Here is a 19,384-nt window from a genome sequence, read left to right on the forward strand (position 1 = left end):
TTCGGCCCACGTCGTCTCCGCCGGAGGTGTGCCCGTGCCCGAGTCCATCGTCGTGGGTCTCGACGGGAGCGAGTCGAGCAACCGCGCCGCGGACGCAGCCGCCGACGCCGCCCGCCACCACGGTCTGCGCCTGGTCCTCGCCTGCGTCGTCCCCTGGTCGCCCTACTCCTTCACCACCGCGGAGGAGAACGAACGCCGCTCCGTGGAGAAGGCGCGGGAGGCCGCGGCCGCCCGCGAGCGCGTGCTGGACCCGGTCGTCGCGCGGCTCTCCGAGCCCGGGGACCTCGTGGTCGAGGGGGTCGTCCGGCACGGGCACCCCGCCGAGACGCTGGTGCGCCTGGCCCGCGAGCACGATGCCGCCTGGATCACCGTCGGCCGCATCGGGCAGAGCCGGGTGCGCACCCTGCTCTTCGGGTCGACGCCGAGCAGCCTCATCCAGCTCTCCCCCGTCCCCGTCCTGGTGGTGCCGTGATGCCCTCGCCGTCCGACTCCCTGCTGGCCGCCACGTTCGACGAACAGGTCGACGGCTTCTTCGCACCGGTCTCCGAGTGGATCACCACGGTCGTCTTCTTCGCCGTGCCCCTGGACTTCATCGACGAGGGCGTCGAGCTGCCGCTCATCGTTGTCTGGCTCGTCATCGCCGGCGTCTTCTTCACCATCTACCTGCGGGGGTTCCAGTTCCGGGCGTTCAAGCACGCCATCCAGCTGGCGCGCGGGGACTACAACGATCCGCGAGATGCCGGCGAGGTGACCCACTTCCAGGCGCTGGCGACCGCCGTGTCGGGCACGGTCGGACTCGGGAACATCGCCGGGGTCGCGGTGGCGATCTCGCTGGGCGGGCCGGGTGCCACGCTGTGGATGATCATCGCCGGGCTGGTCGGCATGTGCACCAAGGGCGTGGAGTGCACGCTCGGCGTGAAGTACCGCAACGTCTACGCCGACGGCCGGGTCTCGGGCGGCCCGATGTACTACCTGACCAAGGGGCTGAAGGAGAAGAGCCCGAGGCTGGGCACGCTCGGCAAGGTCCTCGCCGTCCTCTTCTGCATCTTCACGCTCGGTGGCGCCGTGGGTGGCGGCAACATGTTCCAGGCCAACCAGGCGTTCAGCCAGGCGCAGTCGGTCACCGGCGGGGCGGACGGGCCCCTCGGCGGCGGCGCCGCGGGCGCGATCTTCGGTCTCGTGCTCGCCCTGTTCGTCGGCGCGGTCATCATCGGCGGGATCCGCAGCATCGCCCGGGTCACCGACAAGCTCGTGCCGTTCATGGCCGTCTTCTACGTCATCGCCTGCCTCACCGTGCTGTTCGCCAACCTCACGGAGATCCCCGAGGCGATGTGGGCGATCGTGTCGCAGGCGTTCAGCCCCGAGGCCGGGTTCGGCGGCATCGTCGGCGTCCTCATCCAGGGCTTCCGGCGAGCGGCCTTCAGCAACGAGGCGGGGCTGGGCTCGGCGGCGATCGCGCACTCGGCGGTCAAGACGAACGAGCCGGCGACCGAGGGGCACGTCGCCGTCCTCGAGCCGTTCATCGACACCGTCGTCATCTGCACCATGACGGCGCTCGCCATCGTCATCACCGGCACCTACGCCGACGACGCCAGCGACGCCGGCGTGCAGACGACGTCGGCCGCCTTCGGGTCGGTGGTCGGCTGGTTCCCGATCGTGCTAGCGGTCGCGGTGGTCCTGTTCGCCTACTCGACGATGCTGGCCTGGAGCTACTACGGGCTGAAGGCGGCGACCTACCTCTTCGGCGAGTCGATGATCGTCGACCGCACCTGGAAGCTCATCTTCTGCATCTTCGTGGTCATCGGCGCCTCGTCGACGCTGGAGGCGGTCATCGGCTTCTCCGACAGCATGATCTTCCTGATGTCCCTGCCCAACATCATCGGCCTCTACGTCCTGTCCCGCGTGGTCAAGGGGGAGATCGAGGGTTACCGCACCCGCCTGGCCAGCGGCGAGATCCGCCCCGTCGCCGACCGCGGCTGAGCCGGCCCGCAGCGGGGCGGGCCGGCTGCGCGGGCGGTCCAGCGGCGCCGGGTCGCCCGGCGATCAGGTGCGGGGGGCCAGCTCGTAGGTGGGGCCGAGATCGGTGGCGCTGGTGTCGGGCACCTCGTGCACGAGCTTCGGGTCCGCCTGCTGCAGCCGGTGGACCGCGGCCCGGGTCCGCTCGAGGTCCAGCCCGGTCTGCCGCGCCAGGTCCTGCAGGTGCGGCGCGCCGTCGGTCCCCTCCCGCTCGGCCACCGCCCGGTACACCGCTGCGTCGTCCCCGGACAGATCCTCCACGCGCATGTGCTGTTCCTCCTCGAGGTCGGCACGGACATCGTCGGACGCGACCGGCCGGTGCAGGTCACCCGGTGGCCACGGCGTCCCCCTACCCGCTGGCGCACCGTCCACGCGAGCGGCGGGCGCACCTGTGGGACCACCGGGTACCCAGGGAGGCGGCTCCGGGGGCCGTCCGAGCAGCGCGGGGGGAGGAGCCACCCGGTCGGGCGGCTACATGGCGCTGACGATGCACCGCAGGTCGTCGGCCACCCGCGTCGCCTCCCGGGAGGCGCCCGCGATGGCGTCCTGGGCCTGGGCCGTCGACGCGTTCTGCTCCTCGACCGCCGCGGCGATCGTGGTCTGCGCCTCCACGACGCCCCGGATGACCTCCTGGACGTTGCCGAGTGCGGCGCCCGCGGCTTCGACGTCACCGCGGACCGCCTCGACCACGCCCCGGATCCGCTCGGTGGCCCTCGCCGTCTCCGAGGCCAGGTCCTTGACCTCCCCGGCGACGACGGCGAACCCCTTGCCCGCCTCCCCGGCGCGGGCCGACTCGATGGTCGCGTTGAGCGCCAGCAGGTTGGTCTGGTCGGCGATGGCCGAGATGCTGCCGGCGATCTGGTCGATCTCGGCCATGGTCGCGGCCAGGCGCGCCACGGTCTCGGCGCTCTCCCGCGACCCGTCGCTGGCCTGGGTGGCCGTGGTGGTGGCGTGGCTGGCCGCCGCCGCGATCTCGGCGATGGCCGAGCGCAGCCCGGTCATGACGTCGGTCGCCGTGCCCACGTTCTCGTCCAGCCGCTGACCCGCCTGCACCAGCTCGGCGAGCTGCTCCTCCAGGCCGCTCGCCCGGAGCTCGCGCTGGGCCAGGGCAGCGGCCGCCTCCTCCGCGGCCCGCGCCCGCTCGGCGGCGAGCTCGGTCTGCGCCTGGGCCTGGGCGACCGCCTGGGCCTCGGCCCGGCGGGTCTCGGCCCGGCGACCGCGCTCGGCCTCCTCGGTGAACTTCCACGTGTAGGCGAGGAAGAACGCCTCGGCCAGCAGGAAGACCGCGTGCAGCAACGCGAACAGGAGCGGGTTCTCCTGCGCCTGCTCGGTCGAGTACACCGCCTCGGGCGCGACGAGGCTGGTCAGCGCGTGGTGGACCGCGACGAAGACGACGGCCAGCAGGAACGGCGTCCACAGCTGGTAGAGCGCGACCAGCGCCAGCAGGACGTAGAACCAGATGTGCAGGTCGGTGAGGCCGCCGCCGACGTGCACCAGCAGGTCGGCGCCGAACATCAGCCCGACGCTGGCCGCGCCGGCCCGCGCGAGCATGCCGCGCAGCACCAGGGCGGCGGCGAGCATGGTGACGAGCGCGGCCAGCTGCCCCCAGAGCGCCCAGCCGGTCACGTCGCGCACGAGCGCGATGGCCACCAGCGCGGGCGGGTGGAGGGCCAGGACCCAGCAGATGATGCGGTGCCGCCGGAGGAAGCCGGCCTCGTCCAGGCGCGCACCGCGCGGGATGGCTGCCCAGAGCCCGTTGCGGCGCGGGACATCGGTGAGGGTGGTCACGACGCGACTATCGGCAGGTGCAGCCACAATATCGAGCACAATAAGAACGGACCCTGCGGTTTTGGCGCCGAGCCGGCTCCACGCCCGGACGCCGGATCGACTGCCCCCGGCGGAGGCGGTCACTCCTCCGCGCTGCCGCGGGTACCCGGGGGGACGGGTGCGTTGACGTCGAAGAGGACACCGACCATGCGGATCGTGAAGCACACCGCGGCGGCGACGATCGAGGCGGCGGCGTTCCGGACGTCGAGCAGCTCGGCGACGACGACCGCGGTGGCGCCGACCAGCGCCGGTACGGCGTAGAGCCCGCTGCTGAGCACCGTGGGCACCTGCCGGACGAGGACGTCGCGAAGCGTGCCGCCCCCCACTCCGGTGAGCACGCCCACGATGACGGCTTGCGCGGGACCGAACCCGAGGTCGACCGCCTTGAGCGCCCCGGTGACGGCGAAGAGGCTCAGCCCGGCAGCGTCCAGGACGTTGATCGTCCCGTTGATCCGATCCAGGTGGGACCAGGAGAAGAAGGCGATCAGTCCGCCCCCGGCCGCCACGGCCAGGTAGCGCCAGTCGAGGAAGGTCGCCGGCGGCAGGGCGTCGAGGAAGACGTCGCGGATGGTGCCGCCACCCAGGGCGGTGATCATGCCGAGGGTCACCACGCCGACGATGTCCAACCGGGTCGCGCGCAGGGCGGTCAGGGCGCCGTTGAGCGCGAAGGCGAACGTGCCGACGAGGTCGAGCACGAGCAGCGCCGTGGTCGCCATGGGATGTCCTGCTCCTCACTGCGGGGCTCACCGACCGGCGTGACCGGGACGGCGGCTCCTGCCCGCCGTCCCGGCACCGTGCCGGGTCAGTCTCCCCGGCGGGTGAAGGCCTCGATGATCGACTGCCAGTGCTCGACGTGCGGGCCGGTGCGCGGCGCGTCGGGCTGCAGCGCGTAGGTGAGCGCCTGCCCGCGCATCGAGGTGAGCAGCACCTGGTAGACGGCCTCGGCCTGGGGGTGCCGCGCCACCCGTTCGCCGAACACCTCCATCGTCAGCGACCGCAGCTGCACGCCCAGCCGCCGCTCGTGCGGGAGCAGCGCGGCCCGCAGCTCGGCGTCCGTGCGGGCGGCGCCCCACAGCTCCATCGCGGCGACGAACAGCTCGCCGTGGAACCGCTCCCAGATCAGCTCCACGCCGAGCCGGGCGCGCGCGGTGGGGTCCGCCGGCAGGTCGGCGGCGGCCTGGCGGACGCTGGCGCTGAACTCCTCGTAGAGGTGGTCGACCGCGGCCAGCACGAGGTCGGCCTTGGCCGTGAACTGGTGGGTCAGGGCCCCTCGGGAGACCCCGGCCCGGCGCTGCACCTCCTGGGTGGTGGTCCGGGCGTAGCCGAGCTCGACCAGCGACTCCACGGTGGCCCGCACCAGCGCCGCGCGGGTGCTGGCCCGCCGTTCGGCCTGGGTGCGTCGCACGCTCGGGGCGGCGGTCACCTCGGCATGCTCGCTCCCCCGCGCCACGCGCTGATCCTAGGAAGGACGCCGGGGAACGGGGCGCCGCCTTGCGGCGACGCCCCGCTACCGGTGCTCAAACCGCGGCGGCGGCCCGCAGGCTACCCGCCGGGACGGCCCGCTCCAGCAGGATCGCCGGTGGCCGGAACCGCTCGCCGTAGCGGTCGGCCAGCTCGTCGGCCCGGGCCACGAAGCCGGCCACCCCGCCGGCGTACTGGTCGACGTACTGCAGGACGCCGCCGTAGAGCGGCGGGAAGCCGATCCCCATGATCGACCCGATGTTGGCGTCCTCGACGGTGCGCAGCACCTGCTCCTCGAGGCAGCGCGCCGTCTCGACGGCCATGGCGAACAGCAGGCGCTCCTGGGCGTCGCGGAAGGACACCCCGTCGCTCGCCGGGAAGAGCTCGGCCAGCCCGGGCCACACCCGCTTCTCCGGCTGCCAGTCGAAGAACCCGGCGCCCGCGGCCTTGCCCGTGCGGCCGTGCTCGACCATCGTCCGCAGGACGGCCACGCCCGGGTGGTCGTCGGCGGCCCCAGCCTTCGCCGCCTCGTCGCGGATCTTCAGCGGCAGGGTCAGGGTGACCTCGTCGAGCAGGGTGAGCGGCCCGGCGGGGAAGCCGGCCTGCAGGGCGGCGCGCTCGACGCTCATCGGCGCCAGCCCCTCGGCCAGCAGCGCCGCGCCCTCCATGACCAGGGTGCCGAACACCCGGCTGGTGAAGAACCCCCGGCTGTCGGCGACGACGATCGGGGTCTTGCCGATCTGCCGGACGACGTCGTAGGCCCGCGCCAGCGCCTCGTCGGAGGTCCGCTCCCCCACGATCAGCTCGACCAGCGGCATCTTGTCCACCGGCGAGAAGAAGTGCATGCCGACCACGTCGGCCTGCCGCTGCACGCCCTCGGCCAGCCCGGTGATCGGCAGGGTCGAGGTGTTGGAGGCCAGCAGCGCACCCGGCGCGGCGTTCGCCTCCGCCTCGCTCAGCACCCGGTGCTTGAGCGCGGTGTCCTCGAAGACCGCCTCCACGATCACGTCACAGCCGGCCAGGTCCGCCGCGTCGCCGGTCGGGGTGATCCGGGCGAGGAACGCGTCGGCCTTCGCCTGGCTCATGCGCCCGCGCGACACCTGCTTCCCGACCAGCCCGGCGACGTGCGCCTTCCCCTTGTCGGCGGCCTCCGCGCTGACGTCCTTGAGGACGACGTCGACGCCCACCTTGGCGAACGCGTGCGCGATGCCGGCGCCCATCATCCCGGCGCCCAGGACGCCGACCTTCGACGCCGAGAACGCCTGCTCGACCGACGGCCGCGAGCCCCCGCCGTTGATCCGGTTCAGGTCGAACCACAGCGCCTGGATCATGTTGGTCGAGATCTGGCCGACGACCAGGTCGACGAAGTACCGGCCCTCCACGGTGAACGCGGTGTCGACGTCCACCTGCAGGCTCTCCACCGCCGCCGACAGGATGGCGTAGGGCGCCGGGTAGGGCGCGCCCTTGAGCTGCTTGGTCAGGTTCGCCGGGAACGCCGGCAAGTTGGCGGCCAGCGACGGCGACGACGGGGTCCCGCCGGGCACCTTGTAGCCCTTGGTGTCCCACGGCTGCGCGGCACCGGGATTCGCCAGCACCCAGGCGCGGGCCTTGGCGAGCAGCTCGTCGCGGTCGGTAGCCGTCTCGTGGACCAGCCCCAGCTCCAGCGCCTTCTGGGGACGGACCTGCTGGCCCTGGAGCAGCAGCTCGAGCAGCGCCGTCGTCAGGCCGAGCAGGCGGACCGAGCGGACGATGCCGCCGCCGCCGGGCAGCAGGCCGAGCGTGACCTCGGGGAAGCCGAGCTTGACCTTCGGGTCGTCGAGGACGACGCGGTGGTGGGTGGCCAGGGCGATCTCCAGCCCGCCACCCAGCGCGGCGCCGTTGATCGCCGACGCGACCGGGATGCCGAGCGTCTCCAGCCGGCGCAGCTGGCCCTTCACCAGCGTCACCTGAGCCAGGACGGCGTCCTTGCTCTCGGGCGTGGCCTGGATCAGGCTGCCCAGGTTGCCGCCGGCGAAGAAGGTCTTCTTCGCGCTGGTCAGGACGACGCCCCGGATCGAGTCCTTCTCGGCCTCGAGCCGGTCGATCGTCTCGCCCATCGAGGCCACGTACGCGTCGTTCATGGTGTTCGCCGACGACGACGGGTCGTCGAGGGTGAGGACGACGACGCCGTCGGCGTCGGACTCCCAGCGGATGGTGCTCTCACTCATCGGGTGTCGCTCCTCAGACTCGCTCGACGACGGTGGCGATGCCCATCCCGCCGCCGACGCACAGGGTGGCCAGGCCGTAGCGCAGGTCGCGCCGCTCGAGCTCGTCGACGAGCGAGCCCAGGATCATCGCGCCGGTCGCGCCCAGCGGGTGCCCCATCGAGATGGCGCCACCGTTGACGTTGACCTGCTCGTGGGCGAAGCCGGTGTCGGCCATGAACCGCAGCACGACGGCGGCGAACGCCTCGTTCATCTCGACCAGATCGATGTCGTCGACGGTGAGACCCGCCTTGGCCAGCGCCTTGTGCGTGGCCGGCGCCGGACCGGTCAGCATGATCACCGGGTCGGCACCGGAGACGGCGGTGCTCACGATGCGGGCGCGCGGGGTCAGCCCGTTGCGGCTGCCCGCCTCCTCGGTGCCGACGACGACCAGCGCGGCGCCGTCGACGATGCCGCTGGAGTTGCCGGCGGTGTGCACGTGGTCGATCCGCTCGACCCAGTGGTACTTGTTCAGCGCGACGGCGTCGAAGCCGCCCAGGTCGCCGATGCCGGCGAACGCCGAGGGCAGCGCGGCCAGCGACTCGACGGTGGTGCCGGGTCGCACCAGCTCGTCGGCGTCGAGGACGACGGTGCCGTTCTTGTCCGTCACCGGGACGACGGACCGCTCGAAGTAGCCGTTGGACCACGCCTTGGCCGCGCGGGCGTGGGACTCGGCGGCGTAGGCGTCGACGTCCTCCCGGCTCCAGCCGGCGAGGGTCGCGATCAGGTCGGCACCGATGCCCTGCGGCACGAAGCCGGTGCGCGCGGCGGTCTCGGGGTCCATGGGCCAGGCGCCGCCGTCGGAGCCCATGGGCACCCGCGACATCGACTCGACACCGCCGGCGAGCACCAGGTCCTCGAAGCCGGACCGGACCTTCTGCGCGGCCAGGTTGACCGCCTCCAGGCCGCTGGCGCAGAACCGGTTGATCTGGACGCCGGCCACGGTGTCGGGCAGCCCGGCCGCCAGCGCCGCCGTCCGGGCGATCACCGCACCCTGCTCCCCCACCGGGGAGACGACGCCGAGGACGATGTCGTCGACCAGCGCCGGGTCGAGCCCGGGGTTGCGGTCGCGGACCGCGTCGATGAGACCGGTGGTCAGGCTGATCGGCTTGACCGAGTGCAGCCCGCCGGTCTTCTTGCCCTTGCCGCGCGGGGTGCGCACGGCGTCGTAGATGAACGCCTCGGTGCTCATGCTCGTGCCTCGGTGGCCATGCGAGTCCTCTCGGGTGCGTACGGGGAACGGGTTCAGACGCCGAGGGAGCGGCCGACGATCTCCTTCATGATCTCGGTCGTCCCGCCGTAGATGGTCTGGATGCGGCTGTCGAGGTAGGCCTTCGCGACCGGGTACTCGAGCATGTAGCCGTAGCCGCCGTGCAGCTGCAGGCACCGGTCGATCACCCGCTTCTGCAGCTCGGTGGTCCACCACTTGGCCATGGCCGCGTCCTCGGCGGTGAACCGGCCGGCGTTGTGCTCGAGGACGGCCTTCTCGAGGTAGGTCTCGGCGACCGAGACCTCGGTGTGCATCTCGGCGAGCTCGAAGCGGGTGTTCTGGAACGCCCCGATCGGTCTGCCGAAGGCGGTGCGGTCCTTGCAGTACTGGACGGTCAGGTCGAGCACGATGCGGGCGGAGGCGACGGCGCCGGCGGCGATCGACAGGCGCTCCTGCGGCAGGTTCGCCATGAGGTGGAAGAAGCCGTGCCCCTCGGTGCCGAGCAGGTTGGCGGCCGGCACCCGCACGTCCTCGAAGAACAGCTCGGCCGTGTCCTGCGCCTTGAGGCCGACCTTGTCCAGGTTCCGCCCGCGCTCGAAGCCCGGCATGCCGCGCTCGACGACCAGCAGCGAGAACCCGCGGGCACCGGCCTCCGGGTCGGTGCGGGCGACCACGATGACCAGGTCGGCGTTGATGCCGTTGGTGATGAACGTCTTGCTCCCGTTGAGCACCCACTCGTCGCCGTCCCGGCGGGCCGTGGTCCGCAGGCCCTGCAGGTCGGAGCCGGCGCCCGGCTCGGTCATGGCGATCGCGGTGATGATCTCCCCGCTGACGACACCGGGCAGCCAGCGCCGCTTCTGCTCCTCGGTGGCGAGCCCGGTCAGGTACGGCGCGACGACGTCGTTCTGCAAGGTGAAGCCCAGGCCGCTGGCCCCCACCCGGCTGACCTCGGCGGAGAGGATGGCGTTGTAGCGGAAGTCCCGGACCCCGCCGCCGCCGTACTCCTCGGGCACGTCCATGCCGAGCAGGCCCTGCTCGCCGGCGCGGAGCCACACCGCGCGGTCGACGACGCCGGCCTTCTCCCACTCGTCGTGGTGGGGGACGACCTCCTTGGCCAGGAAGTCCCGCACCATCGCGCGGAACGACTCGTGCTCGGCCTCGTAGAGAGCGGACTGCACAGCAACCTCCGGGACGTTCGCCGACCACCGGCGATCACCGCGCCGGGAACCCGAACATACAGACCACCCGTTCTGTATCTTCGCGGTCCACGTCACAGCGTCGTGTCGTCGTCCCGAGGAGCCCACCCGTGCAGGAGTACGCCAGCCCCAGCACCTTCGAGATCCCCGCCACCGCCGCGCTGCCCGATGCGGTGGCCACCCACGCGCGCGAGAACCCGGACCGCATCGCGCTGAGCCGCAACGTGGGCGGCAGCTGGGTGCCGGTCACCAGCCGCGAGTTCGCCCAGCAGGTGTCTGCCCTGGCGCGCGGCATGATCGCGGCCGGGGTCGGGCCGGGCGACCGGGTCGGGATCCTGGGCCGGACCAGCTACGAGTGGACCCTGGCCGACTACGCCATCTGGACCGCCGGCGGCGTGGGCGTACCCATCTACGAGACCTCGTCGGCCGAGCAGGCGCAGTGGATCCTGGCGGACTCCGGCGCGGTCGCCGTCGTGGTGGAGACCGCCGCGCACCGGACCCTGGTCGAGTCGGTGCGCAGCGACCTGCACGAGCTCCGCGAGGTCTGGACTGTCGAGACCGGGGACCTGGACGCCGTGGCCGCGCGGGCCGGGGAGGTGCCGGAGGAGGAGCTGGCGGCGCGTCGGGCCGGCCTGACCACCGACTCGCTCGCCACGATCATCTACACCTCGGGGACCACCGGGCGTCCCAAGGGCTGCGAGCTGACGCACGGGAACCTGCTCTACGTCGCCGAACTCGCACCGGCGGTCATCCCGGCGATGGCGGCCGAGAACGCCAGCTCGTTGCTCTTCCTGCCGCTGGCGCACGTCTTCGCCCGGATCATCGAGGTCGGCTGCATCCAGCACGGCGCCCGGCTGGGCCACACTCCCGACCTCGCCTCGCTGCTGGCCGACCTCGGCACGTTCCAGCCGACGTTCCTCGTCGCGGTGCCCCGAGTGTTCGAGAAGGTCTACAACGGTGCGCGGCAGAAGGCCCACGCCGGCGGCAAGGGCGCGATCTTCGACCGCGCCGAGCGGGTCGCCGTCGCCTGGTCGAAGGGTCAGGACACCGGGGGCCCCGCCCTCGCGGTCAGGCTCCAGCACGCACTGTTCGACCGGCTGGTCTACGGCAAGCTGCGGGCGGCGATGGGCGGCCAGGTGGAGTACGCCCTCTCCGGCGGCGCCCCGCTGGGCGAACGCCTCGGCCACTTCTTCCGGGGCATCGGCGTCACCATCCTCGAGGGCTACGGCCTCACCGAGACCACCGGCCCGGCGACCGTCAGCGGCCCGGACACCCTCAAGGTCGGCACCGTCGGCCGGCCGGCCCCCGGCACGGCGGTGCGCATCGACGACCTCGGCGAGATCCTCGTCCGCGGGCCGCAGGTGTTCCGCGGCTACTGGCACAACCCGGAGGCGACGGCCGAGGCGATGCGCGACGGCTGGTTCCGCACCGGCGACATCGGGGTGCTCGACCCCGAGGGGTACGTGACGATCACCGGACGGATCAAGGAGCTGATCGTGACCTCGGCCGGGAAGAACGTCTCCCCCGCCGTCCTCGAGGACAAGATCCGCGCGCACCCGCTGGTCAGCCAGTGCATCGTCGTCGGCGACAACCGGCCGTTCATCGGCTGCCTGATCACGCTGGACGCCGAGGCGCTGCCCGGGTGGCTGGAGAGCAAGGGCCGCCCCGGCGGCACCCCGCTGGCCGAGCTGGTCGACGACCCGGAGGTCCGGGCGGAGCTCCAGGCCGCCGTGGACGCCGCCAACAGGCAGGTGTCGAAGGCCGAGTCGATCCGCTCGTTCGCCGTCCTCCCCGTGGAGTGGACGGTGGAGGGCGGCCAGCTGACCCCCTCGCTGAAGCTCAAGCGCTCGGTGGTCATGCAGGAGAACGCCGACGAGATCGAGAGGATCTACGCCTCCTGAGCCGGCCGCCCGCGTGCCCCCGGTCGGGCGGTCCGGGGGCACGCGCGCACCTCCGGCGGGCCGGCCGGACCGGCCGCGCCGCTGAATCCGGAACGGATGGGACCGGTGTGACGCGTGCGGCCGACACGTGCCCGGCGGTGGTGGCGCAACGGGCGGCGGGCTCGGACTCTGGGCGCATGACGAGCGTCTACGCGTACGGCACGGCACACGCGGTCGTCATGGTCGGCTCCTTCGGCGCCGAAGGGCTCACCCCGCGGCAGATCGGCCCGGCGCACGCGACCATCGGCCGGGTCGGCGGGCAGAGCCGCAAGGCCCTCTGCGGCGCCTACGTCTCCATCGACGAGCAGCTGCCCTGGCCACCCGAGGGGTACGAGGAAACGCAGCTCTGCCCGAACTGCGCCGCCCTCGCCGCCCTCTGAGGCCCCCTGCAGGGTCCCGCCGCGAGCTTGCGAGTGGTGGGGGCAGGGGGTCCTTCAACAGCCGCCCGCGACCGACGGCAGCACCTGCACGACCGCGCCGTCGCCGACCGCCGCCGCCAGGCCGCCCTGCCAGCGCACGTCCTCGCCGTCGACGTAGACGTTGACGAACCGCCGCAGCGCCCCGGCCTCGTCCCGGATCCGCCGGCCGAGCACCGGGTGACGCGCCGCCAGCGCGTCGAGCACCGCCCGCAGCGTGGTGCCGTCCGCACCGCCACCCGGATCGACCGTCACGTGCCGCGTCCCCCCGGCGAGGTCGGCCAGCGACCCGGGCAGCACCACCTCCACGCGCACGCCGCCTCCCGTCACGGCAGCCGGGCCGCCCGCACGACGAGCACGTCGGGCAGGTGCTCGGCCACCAGGGAGAAGGTGTCCCCCTCGTCGCTGCTGGCGTACACGCAGCCGTCGCGCGTGCCCAGGTAGAGGCCGCCCCGGTCGTCGGTGCAGAAGGCGTCGCGCAGCACCGCGGTCCAGGCGCCTTCGGGGAGCCCGGCGCCGACCTCGGTCCAGCTCGCGCCGGCGTCCCGGGTGCGGTGCACCCGCAGCCGGCCGTCCGGCGGCACGCGCTGCACGTCGGCCACCAGCGGGACGACCCAGGCGGTGCCGGGCACGGTGGGCGAGGCGGCGACCGGGAAGCCGAAGTCGGCCGGCAGGCCCTCGGCGATGGAGGTCCACGACCCGCCGCCGTCGTCGGTGCGGAAGACCCCGAAGTGGTTCTGCGCGTACATCCGCGCCGGGCTCCCGGCGTCGAGCGCCACCTTGTGCACGCACTGGCCGTACTCGGGTGGCTCGGGCAGGAAGACCGCGCTGATCCCCCGGTTGCGCGGCGTCCACCCGGTCGCGCCGTCGTCGCTGACGTACACCCCGCCGGTGCTCATGGCGACGGTCACCCGGTCGGTTCCCGGGTCCGGCAGGACCGTGTGCACCGCGCCGCCGCCCGCCCCGGGTTCCCAGGTGGGCCGGTGCGGGTGGTCCCACAGCCCGCGCACCAGCGAGAAGCTGCAGCCGCCGTCGTCGCTGCGCCACAACGAATGCGGCTCGCAGCCGGCCCAGACGACGTCGGGGCGGGCGGCGGAGTCGGGCCGCAGCTGCCACACCCGGCCGAGCGCGGCGCCGGCGTCGCCCGGGAACCGGATGGCCCCGTGCTCGGTCTCCTGCCAGCTGCCCCCCAGGTCGTCCGACCAGGTGACGGTGGGGCCCCAGTGGCCGTACTGGACCCCCGCCAGCAGCCGCGGCGCCGGGCGGCGGATGTCCACGGACACCGCCGCCACCTCCTGGGCCAGCAGGTGTGGCCCGTCCAGGCTCCACGTCCGCCGGTCGTCGTCACTGCGGGCCAGCCACAGCCCCTTGCGCGTTCCGATGGCCAGCAGGTCGGTCATGGCGCCCCTCCGGTTCGACGGTCCTCGGAGGATGGACCGCCGACGGGGCGGGAACTGAGCGGCCGGCGCTCAGCGGCGCGTGGCGCCGCCCTCGGGGTGTCGCTGCTGCCCGTCGGAGACGACGTCGGGCGAGAGGCGCTGCGCCTGCGCGCGCAGCTGCTCGGCGGCGGCCCGGTCCTCGTCGGCGCGGGCCGCCCGCTGCCGGGCCTCCTGCTCGGCGAGCGCCGCCCGCTCCTGCACCTCGGCGAGCTCCCGGCGGGCGCGGGCCGCCTGCTCCTCGGCCAGCGCCTGCTCCTTCTCGGCGCGGGCGCCGCGGATCTCGGCCTCCCGCAGGTGGTCGCGGGCCTCCTCGCGCTGCTCCGCCCGCTTGCGCGCCCCGGTGGTCCGCGACCGCCGGGTGAACGCGAACGCCACCAGCGCCAGCACCAGCAGCACGACGACGACCAGCACCACGATCTGCCACGGCTCCACGACGATCCCCTCCTCGGACGCGCCGTCCTCGTGCCCCCGGCGGGTGTGGGGGAAACGCGGTGGCCGCTACTTCAGCGCGCTACCGGCCCGCCACTCCTCCCAGGGGATGGCCCAGTCGTAGATGGCGCCGTCGGCGGCCGAGAGCGTGGGGCCGATCGAGTTCCTGATCTCCACGACGTCGCCGGGCTGGGAGAAGTGGAAGAACCACGCGGCGCGCTCGGTGGAGAGGTTGATGCACCCGTGCGAGACGTTCTCCCGCCCCTGCTGGGCCACCGACCAGGGCGCCGCGTGCACGAACTCCCCGTTGTCCGAGAGCCGGACCGCGTACTCCACGGGCGTCCGGTAGCCGTCCGGGCTGTCGACCGGCGTGCCGTACGTGCTGGAGTCCATGACCCGGTTCCGGTTGAGCTCGGTGACCACGTGCGGCCCGTTGCGGCTCGGGAAGCCCGGGCCCCCGGCGCTCATCGGGAAGGTCTGCACCAGCTGGTCGCCGTCGTAGACCTCCATCGTGTGCGTCGCGGCGTCGGCGACCGAGACGTGCCGCTCGCCGATGGAGAAGCTGATGCTGCGGTCCTTCTCCCCCCAGACGCCGTCGCCGAAGTCGACGCCGTACAGGTTCGCGTCGAGGGTGACCTCGATGTTCTCGGGCCAGTAGGTGGACGGGCGGAAGTGCACCTCGCTGTCACCGAACCAGCTCCACACGCCGTCGGTGGGCGTCGTGCTCGTGACCACCAGGTTGCGCTCGACGGCGGCCTTGTCGGTCACCGGCTCGGAGAAGTACACGCGGATCGGCATGCCGACGCCGACGGTCTGGCCGTCCAGCGGGCCGATCCCCGGCGTCACGACCGCCTGCGGGTCCACGGTGGTGAACGTCGACGTCGCCCGCGTCGGTTCCTCGTCGGCGTTGGTGGCCGTCGCGGTCAGCGTGTAGGCGGTGTCGTAGGCCAGCGGCGTCGCCGGCTCCCAGACGGCGGTGCCGTCCTCCTCCTCGGCGACGACGCCCGGCACGGGTGCCCCGGTCGCGTCGGTGACGGCGACCTCGGCGAGCTCGCCACCGCTCACCGAGATCTCGAGCGGGACCACGGGCGAGAGGTCCACGGCCCCGTCGGCGACCGCGAGCTCGACCGTCGCCGGCTCGGCCGCGGCGGTCGGCTCACCGGCAGCGCCGGCGTCCGACCCGCTGCACCCGGCCAGGGCGACCAGCGCCCCAGCGGCGATCATCGTGGCTGTCCGTCGCACCCGTCCCGGCTCCTCTCGCCCTCCCACCCGGTCCGGACGGGAGCAATCCCCTCCAGTGTCCACGGCGGGACGACAGCGGAGCGTGGTGTCGGACACGGGCGTGGCGAAGAGCACCTGCCCCCACCGCCGGGCGACCGCCCGGCGCTGGTATCGTTCTCTCTCGTGCCCGCCGGCCGGGCGCACCGCGCCATTAGCTCAATTGGCAGAGCAGCTGACTCTTAATCAGCGGGTTCGGGGTTCGAGTCCCTGATGGCGCACCGCAACCCTCTCCGACCTGTGCCCGTGTCGGAGGGGGTTTCGTGCGTGGTGGCTGATCCACCACGCACTCACTCCGATGCGTCGGTCGGTCACCTGCCTGTCGATCTCGGGCTATCACTCCCGTCCGGCGGCCTCGCGATCACGACAGCACCTCGGACGGCACCTGCTCCCGCACGGCGGCGGCCAGCATGTCCGCGGCTGCCGCCGTCAGGTGGGTCTCGTCCGTGCGCAGCAGCACGTCGCCGGCGAAGGCGGGGCAGCGGCCGTCCGCGCAGAACATCTCCTGGGTGTCCACGTAGGTCACGTCCGCGCCGGCCGCCTGCTGCGCGTCGACCGCGGCCCGCTCGGCCTCGGTCTTGTCCAGGAAGCCGCGGCTGATCGGCCTGACGCAGTCCTCGGGACCGCTCAGGCGCCCCCCGCACTCGCGGGGATCGGCGCCCAGCGGCGGGTTGCCCAGGACCACGACGGAGCCGACGAACGGCGCCACCGCCTCGAGGGTCGACTCCAGGCCGCGCTGCCACTCGTCGATGGCGGCGCCGCTGTCGCCCTCGCTGCCGGCCCCGCTGACGAAGTTGCCGAAGTACCCCTGGCCGGCCGAGAGGACCAGCACGTCGGGTGCCGTCTCCTCGATGAACCGCAGCGTGCGCTCGCGCGCGGCCGCGCACTCCTCCGGGAAACCGGGTGGCTCGGCCGGCGGCGCCACGGCGACGTCGACGAACGGGCAGGAGGCGTAACCCAGCGCGAGCACCTGCCAGTCGTCGCCCTCGAAGACCCCGTTGACCGTGGGCCCCCAGCTCATCGCGACCGAATCGCCGACCAGGAGCGCCGTCCTGGGCGCATCCGCGGGCCCGTGCCGGCAGACCAGCGGGTCATCTCCGGCGGCCACCGTGTTGCGGCACCCCGGAGCGGTGGTGCCCATCTCCACCGGCTGGTGCTCGGGCCCGAGCCCGTCGAGGGAGGGCGTCAGGTCGGCCGGCCAGGACTCGGCGGACAGGGCGGCCTCCACCTGGTCCGCGAGCTCGGCCGCCGACGGCCGCTCGTCACCGGTGGATCGTGCCGCGCCCCCGCTGTCCGGGTCGGCGACCCCCCTCCACCCGGGCACCAGGAACTGGGCTGCGCCCACCACGAGCAGCACGGCGGCCACGGTGACGGGGAGCCCGACCCCCTCGCGGCGGCGTCGCTCCCAGCCGGAGACGTAGCGGGGACGGGGACGGATGGCCAGCACGGGTTGCTCGATCCACCGGTACGAGGCGGCCGACAGGAGCACCGTGAGGGCCACGAGGGCCAGCTGCACCGCGACGGAGCTCCCGAAGGCGCCGACCCCGAACACCACCACCGGGAAGTGCCACAGGTAGATCGAGTACGACCACTGCCCGAGCCGTCGCGCCACCGGGTTGGTCAGCACGGCGGTGGCCGCGGACGGGGGCGGGTCGGCCAGGAGCACCAGCGCCGCGCCGAGCACCGGCGCCAGCACCCACGGGAAGGGGAACGGCGACGACGGCGAGATGACCACGGCGGAGCCGAGGATGACTCCCAGCCCGCCCAGGCTCAGCGCCGCGCGGAACCGGTCGGCGAGAACCAGCCGACCGCCGACGACGGCGACGAGCGCTCCGGCCAGCAACTCGCACGCACGCGCGAGGGTGTCGAAGTAGGCGGCCGTGGGAGCGGTGCTCGTCCGGTAGGCCGCCCAGGCCAGGGAGAGGGCGATCCCCGCGGTGAGGAACCACACCAGCCGCCCCGGTCGGCGCCGGAGGTCGAACAGCGCGAAGCCACCGAGCAGGAGCAGCGGCCAGAGCGCGTAGAACTGCTCCTCGATCGACAGCGACCAGTAGTGCTGCACCGGCGACACCGGCCCCTGCGCCTGCAGGTAGTCGGCCCCGACGGCCACCAGGTGCCAGTTCTCGACGAAGAAGGCCGCGGCCAACGCGTCGAGCGCGGTCTGGTTCGCCCGCGGCAGGAACCAGACGACGTACCCGACGGCCACGGTCACCGCCAGCACGGCCATGGCCGCCGGCAGGATCCGCTTGGCGCGCCGGAGGTAGAAGGCCCGGAAGGAGACGGTGCCCGTCGAGGCGAGCTCGCGGAGGAGCAGCGCGGTGATCAGGTACCCGGAGATGACGAAGAAGACGTCGACGCCGACGAAGCCACCGTGGGGCCAGCCGAGGATGTGGTCGGCGACGACCAGCGCCACCGCCACGGCGCGCAGACCCTGGATGTCCGCACGGAAGCGCAGCGGACCGCCGGGCGGCCGCGGCGTGGTCCGGATTGCCGCCTGATCTCCCGCGGTCATGGGCACGAACGTACTGGCGCCGCCGGGTTCCTGGCGTCACCACGTTGCGCGACTCCCCCGGTTGGGCGGGTTCCCGGTGGCGTAGCGGCAGCAGACAGCGACCGGTACCCGAGCCGGACGTGGGACGGCGGGGCCTCGAGCGGGTCGTAGGGTCGCCCGGTGATCTGGAAGCGCGCCGTCTTCGCGCTCTTCGCCGTGGCCGCGGGCACGAACGTCCCCACCCCGCTGCTGCTGGTCTACCAGGAACGGCTCGGCCTCTCAGCCGAGGTCCTCACCGCGCTGTTCGGCTGCTACGCGGCCGGCCTCGTTCCCGCCCTCCTGCTGGCCGGGCCGCTGTCGGACCGGCTGGGCCGCCGCCGGGTCGCGATCCCCGGCATCGTGCTCTCCGCGCTGGCGTCGCTCGCCTTCGCCGCGGCGGGCGACTCGCTGGCGCTGCTGTTCGGCGCCCGCTTCCTCCAGGGCGTCGTCAGCGGCATCGTCTTCAGCGTCGGCAGCGCGTGGGTGGGCGAGCTCTCGCTCGCCTCGGGTGAGGGAGCCGGCGGACGACGGGCCGCCTTCGCCATGACCGCCGGGTTCTCGCTGGGCCCGCTGACCAGCGGGCTGCTCGGCCAGTACGCCCCGGCGCCGACAGTGCTGCCGTACCTCCTGCACACCGTGCTCGTCGCGGTGGGCCTGGCGTTCGCCCTCCGGCTGCCGGAGACGGTCGAGCTGCACGACGCTCGCCCCACCGGATCCGGTTCGGCGCCGGCCGCGCCGCTGATCCGGCCGGGAGACGGCGCCCTGGTGGCGACCGTGCTGGCCCCGGTGGCGGTCTGCGTCTACGCGTTCCCCTCCACGGTCATCAACGCCGTCCCGCTGCTGGTGGAACTGCCCTACGGCGGCGTCGCGGTCACCGGCGTGCTGGCGGGCGTGACGCTGGGCGCCGGCACGGTCGTCGCCGGGCTGCAGCGCCGGCTGGGGCGGTGGACGGCCGTCGTCGGCACGGCGCTCGGCACGCTCGGGTTCGGCTGCGCCGCGTCGTTCGCCGGGACGGGCGCGCTGCCCTGGCTGGTCGCCGCCGCCCCACTGCTGGGCGCGGGTGGTGGGCTGTGCCTCGCCGCCGGTCTGACGCTGACCGCACGGCTGGCCCCACCGGCCCGCCTCGGCGCCTTGACGTCGCTGTTCCTGGCCTGCGCCTACGTCGGGTTCGCCGCGCCGTTCGTCATGGCCGTGGCCGCGCGGGCGACGTCGGCGGTGCTGCCGCTGACCGTGGCGGCCGCGATCACCGCGCTGCTCGCCCTCCGACTCCTGCCGGTGGCCCGAGCGCGACGGCTGTGAGCGCGCGGGGGGGGGGGGGGGGGGGGGGGGGGGGGGGGGGGGGGGGGGGGGGGGGGGGGGGGGGGGGGGGGGGGGGGGGGGGGGGGGGGGGGGGGGGGGG

The 19,384-nt window shown here is 73.6% G+C and carries 17 protein-coding genes and 1 tRNA gene; 6 read left to right on the forward strand and 12 right to left on the reverse strand.

Features of this window, described 5'->3' with window-relative positions; all coding sequences use genetic code 11:
* Positions 1–34: 34 nt before the first annotated feature.
* Positions 35–472 carry a universal stress protein gene (locus tag ACI79Q_RS19350; protein ID WP_456587544.1) on the forward strand — a complete coding sequence of 146 codons (438 nt, stop codon included), beginning with the start codon at positions 35–37 and terminating at the stop codon, positions 470–472.
* Positions 472–1,980, forward strand: coding sequence for an alanine/glycine:cation symporter family protein (locus ACI79Q_RS19355; protein WP_456587543.1), 1,509 nt, complete (start codon positions 472–474; stop codon positions 1,978–1,980). The genes ACI79Q_RS19350 and ACI79Q_RS19355 overlap by 1 nt, the downstream gene beginning before the upstream one ends.
* 63 nt (positions 1,981–2,043) lie before the next feature.
* Here ACI79Q_RS19355 and ACI79Q_RS19360 read toward each other — a convergent pair whose 3' ends face one another.
* From ACI79Q_RS19360 to ACI79Q_RS19390, 7 genes are all read right to left on the reverse strand, one after another.
* A complete protein-coding gene (locus ACI79Q_RS19360) occupies positions 2,044–2,283 on the reverse strand; it encodes a hypothetical protein (RefSeq protein WP_456599004.1) in 240 nt (79 codons plus the stop codon).
* Between the two features lie 204 nt (positions 2,284–2,487).
* On the reverse strand, positions 2,488–3,804 hold the full coding sequence (locus ACI79Q_RS19365; RefSeq protein WP_456615200.1) for a methyl-accepting chemotaxis protein: 1,317 nt from the start codon (positions 3,802–3,804) through the stop codon (positions 2,488–2,490).
* Between the two features lie 119 nt (positions 3,805–3,923).
* On the reverse strand, positions 3,924–4,559 hold the full coding sequence (locus ACI79Q_RS19370) for a trimeric intracellular cation channel family protein (RefSeq protein WP_456598238.1): 636 nt from the start codon (positions 4,557–4,559) through the stop codon (positions 3,924–3,926).
* 86 nt (positions 4,560–4,645) lie between these two features.
* On the reverse strand, positions 4,646–5,266 hold the full coding sequence (locus ACI79Q_RS19375) for a TetR/AcrR family transcriptional regulator (protein ID WP_456598237.1): 621 nt from the start codon (positions 5,264–5,266) through the stop codon (positions 4,646–4,648).
* Positions 5,267–5,360: 94 nt separating this feature from the next.
* Positions 5,361–7,511 (reverse strand): 3-hydroxyacyl-CoA dehydrogenase NAD-binding domain-containing protein, encoded by a 2,151-nt coding sequence (locus ACI79Q_RS19380; RefSeq protein WP_456615201.1) that lies wholly within the window; start codon positions 7,509–7,511, stop codon positions 5,361–5,363.
* Positions 7,512–7,524: 13 nt separating this feature from the next.
* Complete coding sequence (locus ACI79Q_RS19385) at positions 7,525–8,739, reverse strand: acetyl-CoA C-acetyltransferase (protein WP_456587537.1); 1,215 nt, start codon at positions 8,737–8,739, stop codon at positions 7,525–7,527.
* A gap of 53 nt (positions 8,740–8,792) precedes the next feature.
* The gene (locus ACI79Q_RS19390) at positions 8,793–9,935 is read right to left on the reverse strand and encodes an acyl-CoA dehydrogenase family protein (protein ID WP_456599001.1); all 1,143 of its coding nucleotides are present in this window, start codon (positions 9,933–9,935) and stop codon (positions 8,793–8,795) included.
* Between the two features lie 128 nt (positions 9,936–10,063).
* Between ACI79Q_RS19390 and ACI79Q_RS19395 the strand changes: the two genes are divergently transcribed.
* Both ACI79Q_RS19395 and ACI79Q_RS19400 read left to right on the forward strand, forming a co-directional pair.
* Positions 10,064–11,854 (forward strand): AMP-dependent synthetase/ligase, encoded by a 1,791-nt coding sequence (locus ACI79Q_RS19395; protein WP_456613771.1) that lies wholly within the window; start codon positions 10,064–10,066, stop codon positions 11,852–11,854.
* A 176-nt stretch (positions 11,855–12,030) separates the two neighbouring features.
* Entirely contained in the window at positions 12,031–12,273 is a 243-nt protein-coding gene (locus ACI79Q_RS19400) for a hypothetical protein (protein WP_456615202.1), read from the forward strand.
* Between the two features lie 54 nt (positions 12,274–12,327).
* On the opposite strand, the gene ACI79Q_RS19405 is transcribed toward ACI79Q_RS19400, so the two are convergent.
* From ACI79Q_RS19405 to ACI79Q_RS19420, 4 genes are all read right to left on the reverse strand, one after another.
* The gene (locus ACI79Q_RS19405; RefSeq protein ID WP_456598999.1) at positions 12,328–12,624 is read right to left on the reverse strand and encodes a ubiquitin-like small modifier protein 1; all 297 of its coding nucleotides are present in this window, start codon (positions 12,622–12,624) and stop codon (positions 12,328–12,330) included.
* A gap of 11 nt (positions 12,625–12,635) precedes the next feature.
* Positions 12,636–13,709: an exo-alpha-sialidase gene (locus ACI79Q_RS19410; RefSeq protein ID WP_456615203.1), complete on the reverse strand. Its 1,074-nt coding sequence runs from the start codon at positions 13,707–13,709 to the stop codon at positions 12,636–12,638.
* Between the two features lie 69 nt (positions 13,710–13,778).
* Positions 13,779–14,180: a hypothetical protein gene (locus ACI79Q_RS19415; RefSeq protein WP_456587531.1), complete on the reverse strand. Its 402-nt coding sequence runs from the start codon at positions 14,178–14,180 to the stop codon at positions 13,779–13,781.
* A 66-nt stretch (positions 14,181–14,246) separates the two neighbouring features.
* A complete protein-coding gene (locus ACI79Q_RS19420) occupies positions 14,247–15,401 on the reverse strand; it encodes a L,D-transpeptidase (RefSeq protein WP_456615204.1) in 1,155 nt (384 codons plus the stop codon).
* A 202-nt stretch (positions 15,402–15,603) separates the two neighbouring features.
* Between ACI79Q_RS19420 and ACI79Q_RS19425 the strand changes: the two genes are divergently transcribed.
* Positions 15,604–15,676 (forward strand) — tRNA-Lys (locus ACI79Q_RS19425).
* A 140-nt stretch (positions 15,677–15,816) separates the two neighbouring features.
* Here the strand turns inward: ACI79Q_RS19425 and ACI79Q_RS19430 are convergent.
* Positions 15,817–17,967, reverse strand: a complete 2,151-nt coding sequence (locus ACI79Q_RS19430; protein ID WP_456615205.1) for an acyltransferase family protein — start codon at positions 17,965–17,967, stop codon at positions 15,817–15,819.
* Positions 17,968–18,126: 159 nt separating this feature from the next.
* On the opposite strand from ACI79Q_RS19430, the gene ACI79Q_RS19435 reads away from it, so the two are divergent.
* The gene (locus ACI79Q_RS19435; protein WP_456587528.1) at positions 18,127–19,284 is read left to right on the forward strand and encodes an MFS transporter; all 1,158 of its coding nucleotides are present in this window, start codon (positions 18,127–18,129) and stop codon (positions 19,282–19,284) included.
* Positions 19,285–19,384 lie beyond the last annotated feature (100 nt).

The sequence above is a fragment of the Blastococcus sp. SYSU DS0828 genome, assembly GCF_054050975.1.